The following is a 14,755-nucleotide window of genomic DNA, read 5'->3' on the forward strand; positions in this document are numbered from 1 at the left end:
TGGACTCCATCGATAAAAAAACAAAAAGCATCCCGCTTCTGCGGGATGCTTTTTTCCGTGCATGCGACGAAAAGGCACGGGAGCTAAGAAAGTAAAGTGTTCTTTCCTTACACGCTCTTCACTTGGGGCGAACACACTTCATAAAGCGTATAATGATCAGGCAGGCTAATACCGAGCGCGCGTTCATAAAGCGCCACCATCTCTTTAAAGTCCTTGCAAAGGGTCTCCTTTGTTTTTCTCATGTCTTCCCTCACCCGGGCTCCCTCCGAAACTGACAGCCCTGCTTCCTGGGAAAACAAGTCATTAAGAATATTCCAGTTGGTTTGTATCCGTGCATACAAAGCCTGGTATCGAACGGAGTCCCATTGATCCATTTTTAATTCCGTTGCTTCGATTTTTTGATAAGTCTTTCCCCGGTGGCTTATCTCGAGAGCCGTACCGGATTGCTCTGCTTTTGAACCCGGCGGGGTTACGTCATGGCCCGTTATGCGCAAGGCCATTTCGCGAAATTGATCCACTAGCTTTAATCCTGAGCTAATGAGCGTAATGATACTGATCGGATCCATACATGTAATTGGTTTGTGTTTCGACAATATCTTTTTGTGGCAGGTTATTCAAACGAAAAAACCCATCCAACTGCCATGTAGGCAATACGGATGGGCTCCACATCTAAGTTATGTTATTTTTGCATCTCGGCAATCCATTGACCTGTTTATTTGCAGACTTCGTTGTCGAAGGAATTTAGCCCGACAAGAATTCGCAACATTTGTCACCGTGATAAAAGTTTGAACGCCAATCTTCGGCATTCCCCAACGGTCCTCGCTGAATTTCCTTTGTCAGCGTCTGTAGTATCTCCCCTATTATCGGGATCGCGATAGAAATTATTATAAGTTGATCAATCAAAATCCAGGTAATCGTTGAAGAATGGCAACAGATCGTTTAGCACTCTTCCGTCGCGCGCCCAGATCTTGTTGGTGTGGTCCCCGATGTATTCTTCGGCATAGTGGGTAATCCCCAGGTTCTCCAATCGCTGGCTTAACATTCCAATTTGAACCGGAAACCTCGGTGCGTCATTTCTGCCCCAGTCCATTTTGATGGCGGTGAGTTTGCGCAGGTTGTCGGCGTATTTCTCGATCATGTAGACGGGCATGTTGGCTTCCCATTTTTCGAAGACGGGTTGGTTGATGATCATTTTGTCGCCCTCGTAGGTGAAGGGGAAGTCGCAGTAGAAGGGTGGTTTGTTGGGATTGGGCGACCATGCTCTTCCCACGGCTACCAGCACTTTTGGATAATAGGTCTTCTTTAACTCGTCATGGGTCTTGACGGCCTGGACGTCACGATAAGAAGTGCTATTCGGGCCAAATTCTTTTACCATGGCGAGGAGTCCCGGGCTCATCGCATAGACGCTGCTGAAGACGTCGGGATGCAACATAGCGATCTTAAACGCGCCGTAGCCGCCCATGGAATGTCCGGCAATGCCGCGGCTTTCGCGCCGGGCCATCGTTCTGAAATTCTTGTCGACATAGGCCACCAACTCTTTCGATGTGAATTCGTCCCAGTTGCCGGTCAGGGAGGAGTTGCTGTAGAAGCTGCCTTCGAAAAGCGTGTATTGATCGGGTTGAACCAGGATGAACGGGCGGATCTTTTTGCTGCGGATGCCTTCGTCCAGGATCTCTTTCATGGTGGAGAAAATGCTGTCCTTGCCCATGAAGCCGTGCAAGTAGTAAATGACCGGGTAGCGCTCGCTGCTCCCCTCATAGTTGGGTGGAAGATAAACGGACACCTTCCGATTTGGATTTTCACCGCCTGTGTTTTGTAAGGACTTCGCGTTTATGAAAAAGCTTTTGACCTTTCCGGTGACGGCCTGGCCATTCGAATAATGAAATGCGATAAGGCAAAACGCCAGGAGGATGTACTGCTTCATTTTGAATATTTTTTTTTGGAGTCAAATAAAAAAAGAGGGGAATAGCTTCAAGTTCGACTGTTTAAACAAAATGCGGTACAGCATCGCATTCGATCGAATATGTTGAAATTTATGCAATTCTGCAAGGAGAGTTTGAGGGGCGGTTCCCTCGTCGTTGCTGGTGATCTCAACCACAACATTTCCGGCGACGTCTCGCCGTTGTTGGTGTTCTTCACCAACAACACTTCCGGCGATGTCTCGCCGTTGTTGGTGTTCTTCACTAACAACACTTCCGGCGATGTCTCGCCGTTGCTGGTGTTCTTCACCAACAACACTTCCGGCGATGTCTCGCCGTTGTTGGTGTTCTTCACCAACAACGTTTCCGGCGACGTGCCCTATTTATGTCTGTCCTTACTGACGTTTGGCCAACAATAATACATTCCCTCGCATCACTTGTTGGTGAAGAACACCAACAAGGGCGGCGGGCGAGCCGCATAAATCAATGTGCGTTATCACACACAACACAGTGCTTGAAATTGATATTAATTTAACTTAAACTTGTTATGAAAGCTTCTTAACATGAAAACTGTCCACCACGGTGATGAAGAACTCCTGAAACGATTGCACCTGGGCGATAGTGAGGCTTTTGAAGAAATTTTCTCACGCTTCTGGGAGCGCCTTTATCACGTCGCGCGGGCCCGGATAAATTCAGAAGAAGAGGCCGAAGAAATTGTTCAGGACATTTTTGCAAGCCTTTGGAAGAATCATCGAACGGTGTTGATCGCGGATTTGCCCAGCTATCTTTTTGCTGCCGTCCGCCGGGGTGTGATCAGCAAGATCCGCACCCGGCTGGTTCATCAGAAATACCAGGAATACTATCTGAAATTCTTTCCGTGCTATTCCAGGACCACCGAAGAAGCCCTTGATTTTGAGGAACTGAGTCTTGTCATTGAAAATGCCCTCCAGCAGTTGCCGGAGAAGTCACAACAGGTATTCCGGCTTAATCGCCTCCTCGGCCGCTCCATTGCCGAGATCGCCGAAACTTTGAAAATGCCCCGCAGAACCATCGAGCATCATCTTACCCTTTCCATCCGGGAACTTCGCCTGCGTTTAAAGGACTATATGCCGCTTCTCGTCATGAGCCTGCTCCTGCAGTAGATGTCATTTTCGGCCGCTCCGATTCGCGAGCAAAAAATAATTTCAAAAAACTTCCAAATTCTTTGCGGAAAAACCGGGGCAACGCGTCTTTGTATTGACCTAAATCATACGAACCCATGTCGCCTCAGGAAATTGACAAGATCCTACAACGTTATCTGAACTATGAATCCACGCCAGAGGAGCAGCAACTGGTGGAGCGCTGGTTCGATGCCATAGGAGAAGAAAAAACAGAGCTTGAACCCGCCACCCGGGAGGCCATCCAAAAAAGACTCTGGTCGTCCCTCAATGTTGAGAAGTCAAAGCGGCAAGGTTATACTAAATATGTCCGCGTGGCGGCTTCGATCGTCTTGTTAGCCGTTAGTACATTTTACCTCTACCGATATTTCACCCCTAACCTTCCTCACGAGCAAACGATGGCGGATGCCAACGCACCTGTCGTCGTCACCTCTGGCGACCTCGAGAAACGAGTGGAACTAAGCGATGGCAGCGTGGTGACATTAAAGCCGCGCAGTGAGCTCCGTTTCCCATCTGTGTTTGGGACCCAGCGGGAGGTGAATCTCTCCGGGGAGGCCCTCTTTGAAGTGGCGCGGAATGTGCAACGTCCTTTTTTAGTGCACGCCAATGAAGTGACCACCCGAGTGCTGGGCACGAGCTTCCTCATCAAAGCCTACGCGCTGGAACAAGACATCACCGTGACGGTGAAGACCGGGAAGGTTTCCGTCTACACGGAACATGCCAGCAACAAAACCGACCAGCGGCAGGAGATCATCCTCACGCCAAATCAACAGATCGTTTATCATAGGAATGAAGATCAGACCGTAAAAATGCTGGTGAGCGATCCCCAGGTGATCACACCGCAATCTTCACAGCGAACGAGCTACACCAACGTACCCGTGCCGGAGATCTTTCACGCGCTGGAGGAACGGTATGGCATTCCCATTCAATTTGATCCGAAGGTGTTGTCAGGTTGCACGATCACCTATGCCGATCTGACGGAAGAAGGATTGTATGAACAAATCGAGATCATCTGTAACGCGCTTGGCGCGCGATATGAAAAGTCAGCGTCTTCCATTGTCATTGAGGCGGAAGGCTGTAAATGAAATGATGAACCTAAACCAAGAATCGCCTATGAAGTAAGACCCTTACAAAAAAAATGAGGCCGACGGTGTTACGAGCACCATCAGCCCTTTCCTGCGCCGGGATCGGAATCCCGGAACAGCTTTGTCTTTGCCCTTTTACAAACAAAAACATCCCAATTTATGAATAAACCTAAACCTATTCAACATGGATTGCTTTTTCTTATGAAAGTAACAATGTTCTCCATATTGATCTCATCCTTTTCCCTCGCTATGGCCACGGCCCATACCAGCGCAGGTCAGGAGACGCTGGAGCGCAAAGTGACGATTGATGTGAAGAACTCCGAGTTTCAAGACGTGCTCGTATACCTGGCGAAACAGGCAAGAGTCAAATTTGTCTACAGTCCCCAGATCGTTAAGAAAGAGAAAAAGGTCACGCTGGCTCTCAACGAAGTGTCGCTGGCCGACGCGCTGTCGGCCTTGTTGGGCGGCAGCTATCGCTATCGCGTGATCGGCAAACAGATTGTTTTAGTTCCGCATCCGCCCGCCAGTGCTGAAGAAGAGGATGCTACGAAAAAATTTGCTTATGCCTTCAAGGTCTCCGGTGTGGTCACGGATGGTGTCGGCGCAGTGTTGCCCGGCGTAAACGTCATGATCAAGGGAACCACGGTGGGAACAACGACCGATTCGAAAGGCGCTTACAACATTGACGCCATCAGCGGCGATGCGACCCTGGTCTTTTCTTTTATTGGATTTGCTACCCGGGAAGTACCCGTCAACAATCAAAGTACACTCGATGTCATCCTGAGCGAAGATACCCAATCATTGAATGAAGTTGTGGTCACCGCCTTGGGTCTCACGCGCGACAAGGCAGCGCTGCCTTATGCCGTTACGGAAGTGCCCGGCGAGAACCTGACGAAAGCCAGGGAAAACAACCTCGGTAGCGCACTGTCGGGTCGTATTGCCGGTGTGAATGCGACGAGCACGGCTACAGGCCCCGGCGGTTCAAGCCGTGTCATCATCCGCGGCAATGGTTCGCTTGGGGGAAACAACCAGCCGCTCTATGTGGTCAATGGCATTCCCATTAACAACACTACTTACAGCACCGTCAGCACCTATGGCGGAACCGACAAAGGCGATGGACTGAACAGCATCAACCCCGACGACATCGCATCGATCTCGGTGTTGAAAGGAGGAACGGCCGCAGCCCTGTATGGTTCGCGCGCAGCAAACGGTGTGATCATCATCACCACCAAGTCGGGCAAAGCACAGGAAGGTATCGGCGTTGACTTCAGCTCTACCTACACGATGGAGAGTCCGCTCAAAGCCACCGACTGGCAGTATGCCTATGGCTCGGGCTCGCGTGGACTAAAGCCCACATCGCAAGCCGACGCCATTGCCAATGGAAGAATGTCGTGGGGTGCACCGATGGACGGCACCTCGGTGATCCAGCCCGATGGTGTTTCGCGTCCCTATTCACCTCAAAAAAATAACATCAAGAATTTCTATGATGTGGGAAGCACCTTCTCCAACACGCTTGCGCTGAGCGGAGGAACAGAAGCCGCCAGCTTCAGGTTCTCGGCAGCCAACATGGACAACAAGGGGATCATCCCGAATTCCACCCTCAACCGAAAAACATTCAACCTGAGCGTCAACTCCACGCTTGCCAAGAAGGTTGTGCTTCAAGCCAATGTGCAGTACAGCATCGAGCTCAACAAAAACCGCACGTCGATTTCCGATTTCACCAGCAACCCGAATGCCTCTGTTGGGGTGATGGCCACGAGCCTGGATGTGCGCACGTTGGCCCCGGGCTATGATGCCGATGGCTATGAGACGCCGTGGAACGATTATGTGTTCGTGACCAATCCGTATTTCGCCGTCACCAAAGTAAAAAATCAAGACCAACGTCACCGGCTGATCTCGTCCTTTAGCACGCGCTATAATATCACCGACTGGTTGTATGTGCGCGGCCGGTTGGGAATTGATTACTACAACATCGACGGCTATAGCGTCAACCCAACGGGCTTGCTCTGGAACCCGAAAGGCGATTATGAAACCACGCAGAACCAGGCATCCGAAACCAATGCCGAAGTGTTGATGGGCTTCGACAAAACCTTTGGCAAGTTCTCGGTCACAGCGCTGGCCGGCGGAAATAAAATGCACAACGAGGTATCGTCCGGTGGACTGGAGAGTGGCCAGCTGATCGTTCCGTTCAAATATTTCATCGGCAACGGAAGCAACCAGGTGTTCAAAACACCCGTGTTCAAAGAGTCGGCGATCAACTCCATCTTCGCGTCCGTCGACATCGGGTTCAACCATTACCTCTACCTCAGTCTCACCGGCCGCAAAGATTGGTTCTCTACTTTGTCGATGGCCAACAACAGCAAGTTCTATCCTTCGGCCGGACTTAGCTTTGTGTTCTCCGACGCCTGGACCACCAAGCCCGGCTGGTTGTCGTTGGGAAAAGTACGTGCATCGCTCGCGCAAGTGGGTGGCGGCGCGCCCGATCCCTATGGACTGGGGTTGAGCTATACGGCGCAATCGGTGAACCACCTCGGTCAGCCGTTGATGGCCATCACCGGGACCACGATCCCGAACAAAGACCTCAAGCCTTACACCTCCACCACGGCGGAAGCGGGTATCGAGACGCGGATGTTCAATAACCGCGTAGGCGTAGACCTCACCTTCTACAGAAGAACAACGACCAACGATATCGTGAATGCTTCGGTGGCTACCTCATCCAGTTATGAGAGCGTGTTACTCAACGTGGGCGAAATGCGCAACCAGGGAATTGAATTGTTGCTGACCGGCACACCCGTGACGCTTTCCAACGGGTTCACCTGGGATGTGAGCTTTAACATGGCCTACAACAACAACAAGGTCATCAAGATCGCCGACGGTCTCACCAGCCTGGCCATTCCCGGAGCGATTCCCCGCACAGAGAATGCCTATATCTACCACTACGAAGGACAGTCGTTCGGCATGATCGCCGGCAACAAAATGATGCGCGATGCCCAGGGCAACATTGTTTATAACAATGCCAACGGCATTCCCCTGCAAAGTGACATCACACCCCTCGGCCGCGGCGTGCCGCCCCTCACCATGGGGTTGAACAACAGCGTGAGCTATAAGAATTTCAATCTGAGTTTCCTCTTCGACGGCAAGTTTGGTTCGAAGATCTATTCTTCAGCGAATGCCTACGGTGCATACTTTGGTTTATCAAAGGTCACGGCAGATAATCACATCCGTGAAAACGGAGTTGCTGTACATGGTGTAGATCAGAACGGAGCGGAATATGATGCCGTCGTTCCTGCACAGGAATATTACCAGGGCATTGCTTACTCGATCACGGATCAGTTTGTCTATGATGCCAGCTTTATCAAGCTGCGTCAGCTCACATTCGGTTACTCCGTGCCCCGTCCGTTGCTCGCGAAGACACCTTTCCAGGCGCTGAGCTTATCGTTTGTGGCGCGGAATCTCCTGTTGATCTACAGCAATGTGCCGAACATCGATCCGGAGTCCAACTACAGCAACGGCAACGGACAAGGCCTCGAAAACTTCGGGATACCGACCACCCGGAGCTATGGTTTCAATCTATCGGTAAGATTCTAGCGTATGGAAGTAACCACCTTAATCAGAGAACGAATCATGAAGACTATAAAACAGAAATTAACCCGACTGATCCTCCAAGGCAGCTTGATCATGATCTTACTGGCCTCCGCTTGCGACAGCGGCTTTGAAGAAATGAACCAGAATCCCAACGCGTTTACGGAGCCTGTGATCGGCAGCTTGTTTTCTTACAACCTCATCCGCACCGCCGGTTCCAGCGACGACAACACGTTATACCCGAACGACAAACTCGCAGGAGCCATGATGCAGATCTTTGCTTCGCTGAATCCGTACCAATGGACCGGCGACAAGTACCTGAAAAAAGCAGGCTATACCGACGGCCTTTTCAACGCGGTGTTCGGCGTCGAGCTGAAGGAGAACGTACAGATCCTGACGCTCACGAAAGACGATCCGGAAATGGTGAACTACTACAACATCGCTCGCATCTGGCATGTCTACATCATGCACCGGGCAACCGACATGTATGGCGACGTTCCGTATTTTGAAGCGGGCCAAGGCTACACCGAAGGCAACTACAAGCCAAAGTTCGACAAACAGGAAGACATCTATGCCGACATGTTGAAGGAACTCGACGAAGCGGCGAAGAACCTTAATCCTTCGAAGCCATCTTTCGGATCGGCCGACTATCTCTACAGCGGCGACGTGGGCAAATGGAAGACCTTCGCCTATTCCATGATGCTGCGCCTCGGCCTTCGTCTCACCAAAGTTGATCTTGCCTTGTCCGAAACCTGGGTGAAGAAAGCGATCGCCGGCGGCGTCATGCAAAGCAACGCCGACATTGCCCGGTTGAATCACTCCAGCGGCGGCGAACTGAACTACTATTGGGATGGGCGCGAGCTCCAGGGCGGCGAAGGCGTGCCTCCTTCGGAAGAAGGCCGGGGCTATGGCAAGATGGCGCAAACTTTTGTGTCGCACTTGAAAAATACAGCAGACCCCAGGCTTCCGTTCTACATCACCCTCTGGCCCGGCAATGCTGATCCTTCCCTGCTTCCGACCAGCACCAATCCTGCAGATCAAAAAGGACTGCCCTCCGGCTACGACGCCTCGTCCATTAAATCCATCATCCCCGACTGGACAGACGACTCTTATGCCGAATACTCCGAGATCAATTTGCATACGGTAGCCCACGACGCCACGCCAAGCATTTTCCTCAGCTACAACGAAGTGAAACTATACCTGGCCGAAGCCGCACTCCGCGGCTGGGACAGCGGCGATCCCAAGACGTACTATGAAGAAGCCGTTAACGCGTCGATGAAGATGGGACCGCTTTATCCCGGATCGTTTAGTATTCCACAGGCCGCCATCGATCAATACCTCGCCGACAACCCGTACACCGGCGGCACTTTCGAAGCGCAAATGGAACAGATCCACACGCAATTCTGGGTATCCCAATTCATGAACAACATGGAGATCTTTGCCAACTGGAGACGCACGGGCTATCCCAAGCTGACCCCGACAAATTATCCAGGCAACGAAACCGGCGGAACCATCCCGCGCCGCATCCCCTACCCTCAATCGGAAGCCAGCATCAACACAGAAAACTACAAAGCCGCCATCGACTCTCAAGGCCCGGATCTATGGACCACCCGGATCTGGTGGGATAAGGAATAGCAGGAGCCTCTCTTGCAGTTTAGGGTGAACTGCCCGCCCGATCGATATATCGGAGCGGGCGGTTTTTTTTGTTGATTATGGGAAGCCGCCGTTGTTGGTGTTCTTCACCAACAACATTTCCGGCGATGTCATTTATTTTATGCCTGCCCTTGCTGGCTTCTTTCTACAAACCATGCGCTCCCTCGCGTCGCTTGTTGGTGAAGAACACCAACAAGGGCTAAGGATAAGATCACGGCTTATCCCTATAAACCATCCCATATTTCTTCTCCGTCAACGCATACGCTTCGTCACTTCTTTCTTTGGCCGGCATTCCGGCCGGCGTGCCATTCTCTATAAAATATTCTTCAAATCCCGCGGGTGAATATTGAAAAACCATGCGCAGGTTTTCTGTGCCGGTGTTGTCAAGGCCATGCCAGATACCTCTGGGAACAAATACAACATCTCCGGTCTTTACGGCAATGGTCTCTTCATCCAATGTCAGCGTGCCCTCTCCTTTGTGGATAAAAATAAGTTCATCATTATTCAGATGTTTATGAACACGCATCTTGCGCCCGGGGTCCATGTCTTCAACGCAAAATGAAATACCCTCTATGCCTTGCTTCGCTTTGGATATTTTTATAGTGATCGGCACTTTGCGTCTCGTTAAAATATGGGTTCCTTCGTCTTCCCGTACGACAATACCTTTGTCGCCACTGGACGTTGGCCTTGCAAAACTGAGTTTTGGGAGCTGGGCAAAGAAAGCAGTACAAAATCCTACTACTCCTACCCGGAGAAATTTTCGACGAGGTTGTTGGATGTGGTTCATGGTACGCTTGTTGAATAAACAAGGTAATCAATTATATCGGCAAGTTTACCGGCTCGCTTCTTCACCCACGCCGTTGTTGGCGTTCTCTTCATGCACCACATTGCTCCACGCCGTTGTTGGTGTTCTTCACCAACAACATTTTGGCGATGTCTCTCCAATTTATGTCTGCCCTTGTTGCGCCTCACCTATAAACAACGCATTCCCCCGCATCGCTTGTTGGTGAAGAACACCAACAAGGGCGGCGGGTCGGCAGCGAAATTTAACGACTATGAAAAACACCCAACGCGTATAGATCATTAACATCGGTTCCAAAAAAATCCAGCCAACCTTGTTCAGCCACTTTAATGGTGCATGGCCCATACGTGAAGATCTTGATTTTCCGGTCTCGCGATTCCTTCTCCAAAATCCCCAATACCGTCTGCAGCATCTTACCTTCAAAAGGCGTATACAAAAAAAATACCGTGCCTTCCGAATAGTCAACTTCACGTGCATCTGCATGGATGAAGGTGACGTTTGATAGGTTCAGCTGGCTAGCACATGCGCTGGCATACTGGCAAAACGCGGGCTCAAATTCAACGCCCCTCGCCGGAACGCCGCTGAGAAGATTTACCAGGATGGCTACCTGGCCTAAGCCCGAGCCCAGATCAAAAAAAACATCTTCTTTTGTGAACGTAGATTTTTCCGCCAACTCCAGGATGATCCGGGCGGGTGTCTTTTGATAATGCACCATTTCCGGTTCCAGGTGCTTGGTCGGTTCAGGCATAGGAAGAAACGTCGATAGCCCATTGAGAAAAATATCGAGGTTATCGTAGCCAATCGCCTCCCGTTGTCCCACGGGATTCAAATCAGATTCGACGTATTCGTGAATCAGGTTTCTGAAATCATTTTCAGTATATCTTTTGCTCCGGATGTTTTCGCGGAGCCTTTCAAACAAGGCAACATTCGTTTTCTCCAGGCGAGACCTGACGTTCTCGGCGCCTTGTTTCAGTACAGTCAGTTGATCCGGGTCGTCTGTTTTTTGCAGCATTAATTCAAGCTGACCGAGAACCTGGCACTCGATGAATTCGATCGCGTCCATTCTGTCTTTAAAGTTGTCCTCGCTGAAGAGGGCTGGATTTTTTCCGATGGCCTCCAGGCACGTCTTCATTTCGGAGATGCCCGTGGGGGATGGAAGGCGAAGGTTGCCGAGGTCCAATCCGTTTGTGGCCAACTTATGCGTCGGTTCGATGTTCTGTTTTTCTTTCGCGCTAAGTTTGCCTTTTCCGACGTCCCAGTCAACCCATTGAGATGATTTCATTCCAACGCGGTTATCCCTGCATTGAACATGCCCGCAGGTCCGGGATTGGCAAAGATGCTTATTCCGTTCTCAGGCTTTTGACGGGGTTCATGATCGCGGCTTTGATGGAATGGTACGATACGGTAACGAGCGCGATCAATACGGTGACCGCCCCCGCGGTGGCGAACATCCACCAGTCCAGGTCGATCTTGTAGGCAAAATCCTGCAGCCAGCGGTTCGAGCTCCACCAGGCTATGGGCATCGCCAGCACGATGGCCACGAGGACCAGTTTGATGAAGTCGCTGGAAAGGAGTTGCACGATGCTGGCCATGTTGGCACCGAGCACTTTGCGGATGCCGATCTCTTTTGTGCGTTGCTCGGCCGCGTAGGTGGCCAGACCAAAGAGGCCCAGGCACGATACGATCACGGCCAGCGCGGAGAAGAACAAAATGATGGTGCCGCTGTTTTGTTGCGTGCGATACTGTGCGTCGAGGGCCTGGTCCATGAACTGGTATTGGAGGGCAGCCTGGTCTTCATGTGTTTTGTAGATCTTCTCGACGCTGGCTACGGCCTCATGCGTTTGCCCAGGTTGCGTTCTCACAAAAACGCCAGAATAATCCCGGTTCGCCCAATAGCGGAAAATAAAGGGTTCGATGGCTTCCGTCATGGGGCGGAAATGAAAGTCTTTCACCACGCCCACCACGGTGCCTTCTGTGCCCCAGAGGGTAACCTGTTTGCCGATGGCTTGCGCGGCGGTCCATCCCATCCGGCGTGCAGCCGTCTCGTTGAGCATGTACCCACTCGAATCGGATCTACCCGGCACGAAATTTCTGCCCGTAGCCAGCGTCATGCCCATGGTGCGCAGGAAATCGGCGTCGGTATTGACTTGTGTGATCAGAAACTTATCGTCGGCCGGCTGTCCCTCCCAGGCTATCGACCACGTGGAATTGGTGACATCGACCATGTTGTTGGTTGCCGGAGCCACTGAGACAATGCCGGGTTGATTTTCCAATTCATTCTTAAACGTCAGCGCCTTGCCGTTGAGTTTATTTTTAAGCCGGATGTACAACAATTGTTCGCGGTCAAATCCGAGCTGCTTGTCCTGGATAAAACGGAGTTGTCTGTAGATCACGATCGAGGCGATCACCAGCATCACAGCAAACATAAATTGCCCGACCACGAGCGTGCGCCGGAACGTGATGCCTGAACGGACTTTCAAAAAGCCTTTCAACACCTTGACCGGAGAAAAACTCGAGAGGAAGAAGGCGGGGTAAAGCCCGGCCAATAAACTGATGACTACCGTGGCCAGCAGCACGGCCACCAGGAACCCGGTCTTTTCAAAGGGTACGTAGAGTGATTTACCGGAGATCTCGTTCAGCAAGGGCAAGAAGAGTTGCAGCACGGCCAGTGCCACCACCACGGCCAGCGCGGTGAGCAAGAACGACTCCACCAGAAACTGCGCGACGAGTTGCTTATACATCGCACCGATCACTTTGCGTACGCCCACTTCCTTGGCGCGATGCGTGGCCCGCGCCGTGGACAAGTTCACAAAATTGAACAGCGCGATGAGCAACACCATCAGGCCGACGGCAAAAAAGATGCGCACATACACGATGTCGCTCGTCAGCGCGTCGTCGCTGTTGAAATCAAAGTGGGAGTGCAGGTAGATGTCTTTCATGGGCTGCAGCAAGAGCGTGCGGGCTTCGTCTTTTGAACCGATGTCGGAATAGCGGTCGATATAGGTTTTTAGCTTGTGATCGAATGCTACCGGGTCGGCCGACGGGTATAATAACAGATAGGTATAGTACGAGTTGTTGTCCCATTTGAAATAATCATACTTCTCCACCGTCAACATCGATAGCAACACACCATAACGGATGTGGGAGTTTGCGGGAGGATCGTCAACAATGCCGGTCAGTGTCAGGGTATAGTTCCCGCCGTAGCTGGTCATGCTGATGGTCGTTCCCAGGAGGTTGGGTTTGGTTGGCCAGTCCGGCCCCAGCAATTGGGACGCTACCGACCGGGTGAGCACGATCTCGTCGGGCCGGAGCAATGCCTGGGCGGGGTTGCCCTTTAGCAATTTGAAATCAAACATCGAAAAAAAACTATTGTCCACCAGGCGGATGTCGGCGGGCTCCAGGTGTGTTTGTCCCACCTCCAGTATGCCCATGGTCCTGCCCAGCCGGCAGCTCTGCTGCACTTCTGGAAAATCCGTTTTCATTGCCGGGCCTAGCGGGCCGGGGGTACAGGCCACGTCATAGAGCACGCCCGCTTGTTTTTGTTTTTCGATTACGCGATAGAGATTGGGCAGGTTCCGGTGGAACTTATCAAAACTGAATTCATCATGGATGAAAAGCCCAATGCCCAAACAACAGGCCAAGCCTGTGGCCAATCCCGTGATGTTGATAAGCGAATAGGCTTTACCGTTGACAAGATTTCTCCATCCGTAGCGAAAGTAGCTCTTATACATAAATCCCGGTGTTAGGTGATGCTATGTGACCGCTTTTTTGACATGAAGAATTGTGCCAAGATGTAAAACGCCGAAAGCCGTCTGTCTCCACAGCCGGAGCCACTGCGGGTTGTCCGCGGTCGGACGGAATCGTCTGAATATGATCAGGCGAATGTCTTCCATCCTGCTCCTTCACAAAACGGCTAAGACATTATGTATGGATTTGGGTGGTCGATGAGTATTGTCATCAGCGGATCGCCGGTGCGTGCCGGTCACTCCAACAGCCGGACCACTTTTATGAACCTCGCTTTGTAGTGGGAGCCTAATGTTGTCTCGTTCACACCCCATGACTTCCCGGAAGAAGAATGTATAAACTTGATGGTGTCGGAGGCTTGTATGACGATGCCGACGTGACCTACTTTTCGCACTTTTTTATTGGTGCCTGTAAATAGAATCAGATCGCCGGGCATGGCGTTTTTGAGGTCTACTGTTTTACCCACGTTCGTGAAAGCAATAGAGCTCCGCGGAACGGTAATATTAAAATGATGGAATACATACTGAACAAACCCGGAACAGTCGAATCCTTTTTTCGGGTCGGAGCAGGCGTATTTATAAGGCGTTCCTTTTAAGGTCTGTGCAAAGGTGATAAGTTCCTCCGCCTTGCTCTTTACCATGTCACTTTCAGCAGGCTTACCGAACGGAACTCGCACCGTGTCGGCGATTTTATAGTGATCTCTCGTTGCCAGTGATATGGGGTGATGGAATCGATTCTTTACCGGGGGAAGGAAAGAGAAAACGGGGAGAAAAATATGTATTACCAGAACTTTGAGCATCAACAAATTTAACA

11 protein-coding genes are annotated in these 14,755 nt (G+C 51.2%); 5 read left to right on the forward strand and 6 right to left on the reverse strand.

Going from position 1 to position 14,755, the window contains the following annotated elements; genetic code table 11:
- Nucleotides 1–107: 107 nt before the first annotated feature.
- Together D4L85_RS00395 and D4L85_RS00400 are read right to left on the reverse strand one after the other, a co-directional pair.
- Nucleotides 108–566, reverse strand: a complete 459-nt coding sequence (locus tag D4L85_RS00395) for a hypothetical protein (protein WP_119752455.1) — start codon at nucleotides 564–566, stop codon at nucleotides 108–110.
- A 329-nt stretch (nucleotides 567–895) separates the two neighbouring features.
- Nucleotides 896–1,924: an alpha/beta hydrolase gene (locus D4L85_RS00400; protein ID WP_119752456.1), complete on the reverse strand. Its 1,029-nt coding sequence runs from the start codon at nucleotides 1,922–1,924 to the stop codon at nucleotides 896–898.
- A gap of 111 nt (nucleotides 1,925–2,035) precedes the next feature.
- On the opposite strand from D4L85_RS00400, the gene D4L85_RS00405 reads away from it, so the two are divergent.
- The 5 genes from D4L85_RS00405 (at nucleotide 2,036) to D4L85_RS00425 (ending at nucleotide 9,378) form a co-directional block, all read left to right on the forward strand.
- A complete protein-coding gene (locus D4L85_RS00405) occupies nucleotides 2,036–2,338 on the forward strand; it encodes a hypothetical protein (protein ID WP_160143444.1) in 303 nt (100 codons plus the stop codon).
- Between the two features lie 144 nt (nucleotides 2,339–2,482).
- A complete protein-coding gene (locus tag D4L85_RS00410) occupies nucleotides 2,483–3,061 on the forward strand; it encodes an RNA polymerase sigma-70 factor (protein WP_119752458.1) in 579 nt (192 codons plus the stop codon).
- A 116-nt stretch (nucleotides 3,062–3,177) separates the two neighbouring features.
- Complete coding sequence (locus D4L85_RS00415) at nucleotides 3,178–4,161, forward strand: FecR family protein (RefSeq protein ID WP_119752459.1); 984 nt, start codon at nucleotides 3,178–3,180, stop codon at nucleotides 4,159–4,161.
- Between the two features lie 159 nt (nucleotides 4,162–4,320).
- On the forward strand, nucleotides 4,321–7,749 hold the full coding sequence (locus D4L85_RS00420; RefSeq protein ID WP_228450729.1) for a SusC/RagA family TonB-linked outer membrane protein: 3,429 nt from the start codon (nucleotides 4,321–4,323) through the stop codon (nucleotides 7,747–7,749).
- Between the two features lie 36 nt (nucleotides 7,750–7,785).
- Complete coding sequence (locus D4L85_RS00425; RefSeq protein WP_119752461.1) at nucleotides 7,786–9,378, forward strand: SusD/RagB family nutrient-binding outer membrane lipoprotein; 1,593 nt, start codon at nucleotides 7,786–7,788, stop codon at nucleotides 9,376–9,378.
- Nucleotides 9,379–9,607: 229 nt separating this feature from the next.
- Here the strand turns inward: D4L85_RS00425 and D4L85_RS00430 are convergent, their stop codons facing one another.
- From D4L85_RS00430 to D4L85_RS00445, 4 genes are all read right to left on the reverse strand, one after another.
- Nucleotides 9,608–10,183, reverse strand: coding sequence for a cupin domain-containing protein (locus D4L85_RS00430; protein ID WP_119752462.1), 576 nt, complete (start codon nucleotides 10,181–10,183; stop codon nucleotides 9,608–9,610).
- Between the two features lie 259 nt (nucleotides 10,184–10,442).
- A complete protein-coding gene (locus D4L85_RS00435) occupies nucleotides 10,443–11,480 on the reverse strand; it encodes a class I SAM-dependent methyltransferase (protein WP_119752463.1) in 1,038 nt (345 codons plus the stop codon).
- Nucleotides 11,481–11,538: 58 nt separating this feature from the next.
- The gene (locus D4L85_RS00440) at nucleotides 11,539–13,929 is read right to left on the reverse strand and encodes an ABC transporter permease (RefSeq protein ID WP_119752464.1); all 2,391 of its coding nucleotides are present in this window, start codon (nucleotides 13,927–13,929) and stop codon (nucleotides 11,539–11,541) included.
- A gap of 251 nt (nucleotides 13,930–14,180) precedes the next feature.
- Complete coding sequence (locus D4L85_RS00445) at nucleotides 14,181–14,582, reverse strand: C40 family peptidase (protein ID WP_160143445.1); 402 nt, start codon at nucleotides 14,580–14,582, stop codon at nucleotides 14,181–14,183.
- Nucleotides 14,583–14,755 lie beyond the last annotated feature (173 nt).

It is taken from the genome of Chryseolinea soli, assembly GCF_003589925.1.
Lineage (GTDB): Bacteria > Bacteroidota > Bacteroidia > Cytophagales > Cyclobacteriaceae > Chryseolinea > Chryseolinea soli.

What these genes read in the sequence shown, in the direction of transcription:
- D4L85_RS00415 (WP_119752459.1), top strand. Translation starts at nt 3,178, where the DNA reads ATGTCGCCTCAGGAAATTGACAAGATCCTACAACGTTATCTGAACTAT.
- D4L85_RS00435 (WP_119752463.1), bottom strand. Translation starts at nt 11,480, where the DNA reads ATGAAATCATCTCAATGGGTTGACTGGGACGTCGGAAAAGGCAAACTT.
- D4L85_RS00405 (WP_160143444.1), top strand. Translation starts at nt 2,036, where the DNA reads ATGCAATTCTGCAAGGAGAGTTTGAGGGGCGGTTCCCTCGTCGTTGCT.
- D4L85_RS00425 (WP_119752461.1), top strand. Translation starts at nt 7,786, where the DNA reads ATGAAGACTATAAAACAGAAATTAACCCGACTGATCCTCCAAGGCAGC.
- D4L85_RS00410 (WP_119752458.1), top strand. Translation starts at nt 2,483, where the DNA reads ATGAAAACTGTCCACCACGGTGATGAAGAACTCCTGAAACGATTGCAC.
- D4L85_RS00440 (WP_119752464.1), bottom strand. Translation starts at nt 13,929, where the DNA reads ATGTATAAGAGCTACTTTCGCTACGGATGGAGAAATCTTGTCAACGGT.
- D4L85_RS00395 (WP_119752455.1), bottom strand. Translation starts at nt 566, where the DNA reads ATGGATCCGATCAGTATCATTACGCTCATTAGCTCAGGATTAAAGCTA.
- D4L85_RS00430 (WP_119752462.1), bottom strand. Translation starts at nt 10,183, where the DNA reads ATGAACCACATCCAACAACCTCGTCGAAAATTTCTCCGGGTAGGAGTA.
- D4L85_RS00420 (WP_228450729.1), top strand. Translation starts at nt 4,321, where the DNA reads ATGAATAAACCTAAACCTATTCAACATGGATTGCTTTTTCTTATGAAA.
- D4L85_RS00445 (WP_160143445.1), bottom strand. Translation starts at nt 14,582, where the DNA reads ATGGTAAAGAGCAAGGCGGAGGAACTTATCACCTTTGCACAGACCTTA.
- D4L85_RS00400 (WP_119752456.1), bottom strand. Translation starts at nt 1,924, where the DNA reads ATGAAGCAGTACATCCTCCTGGCGTTTTGCCTTATCGCATTTCATTAT.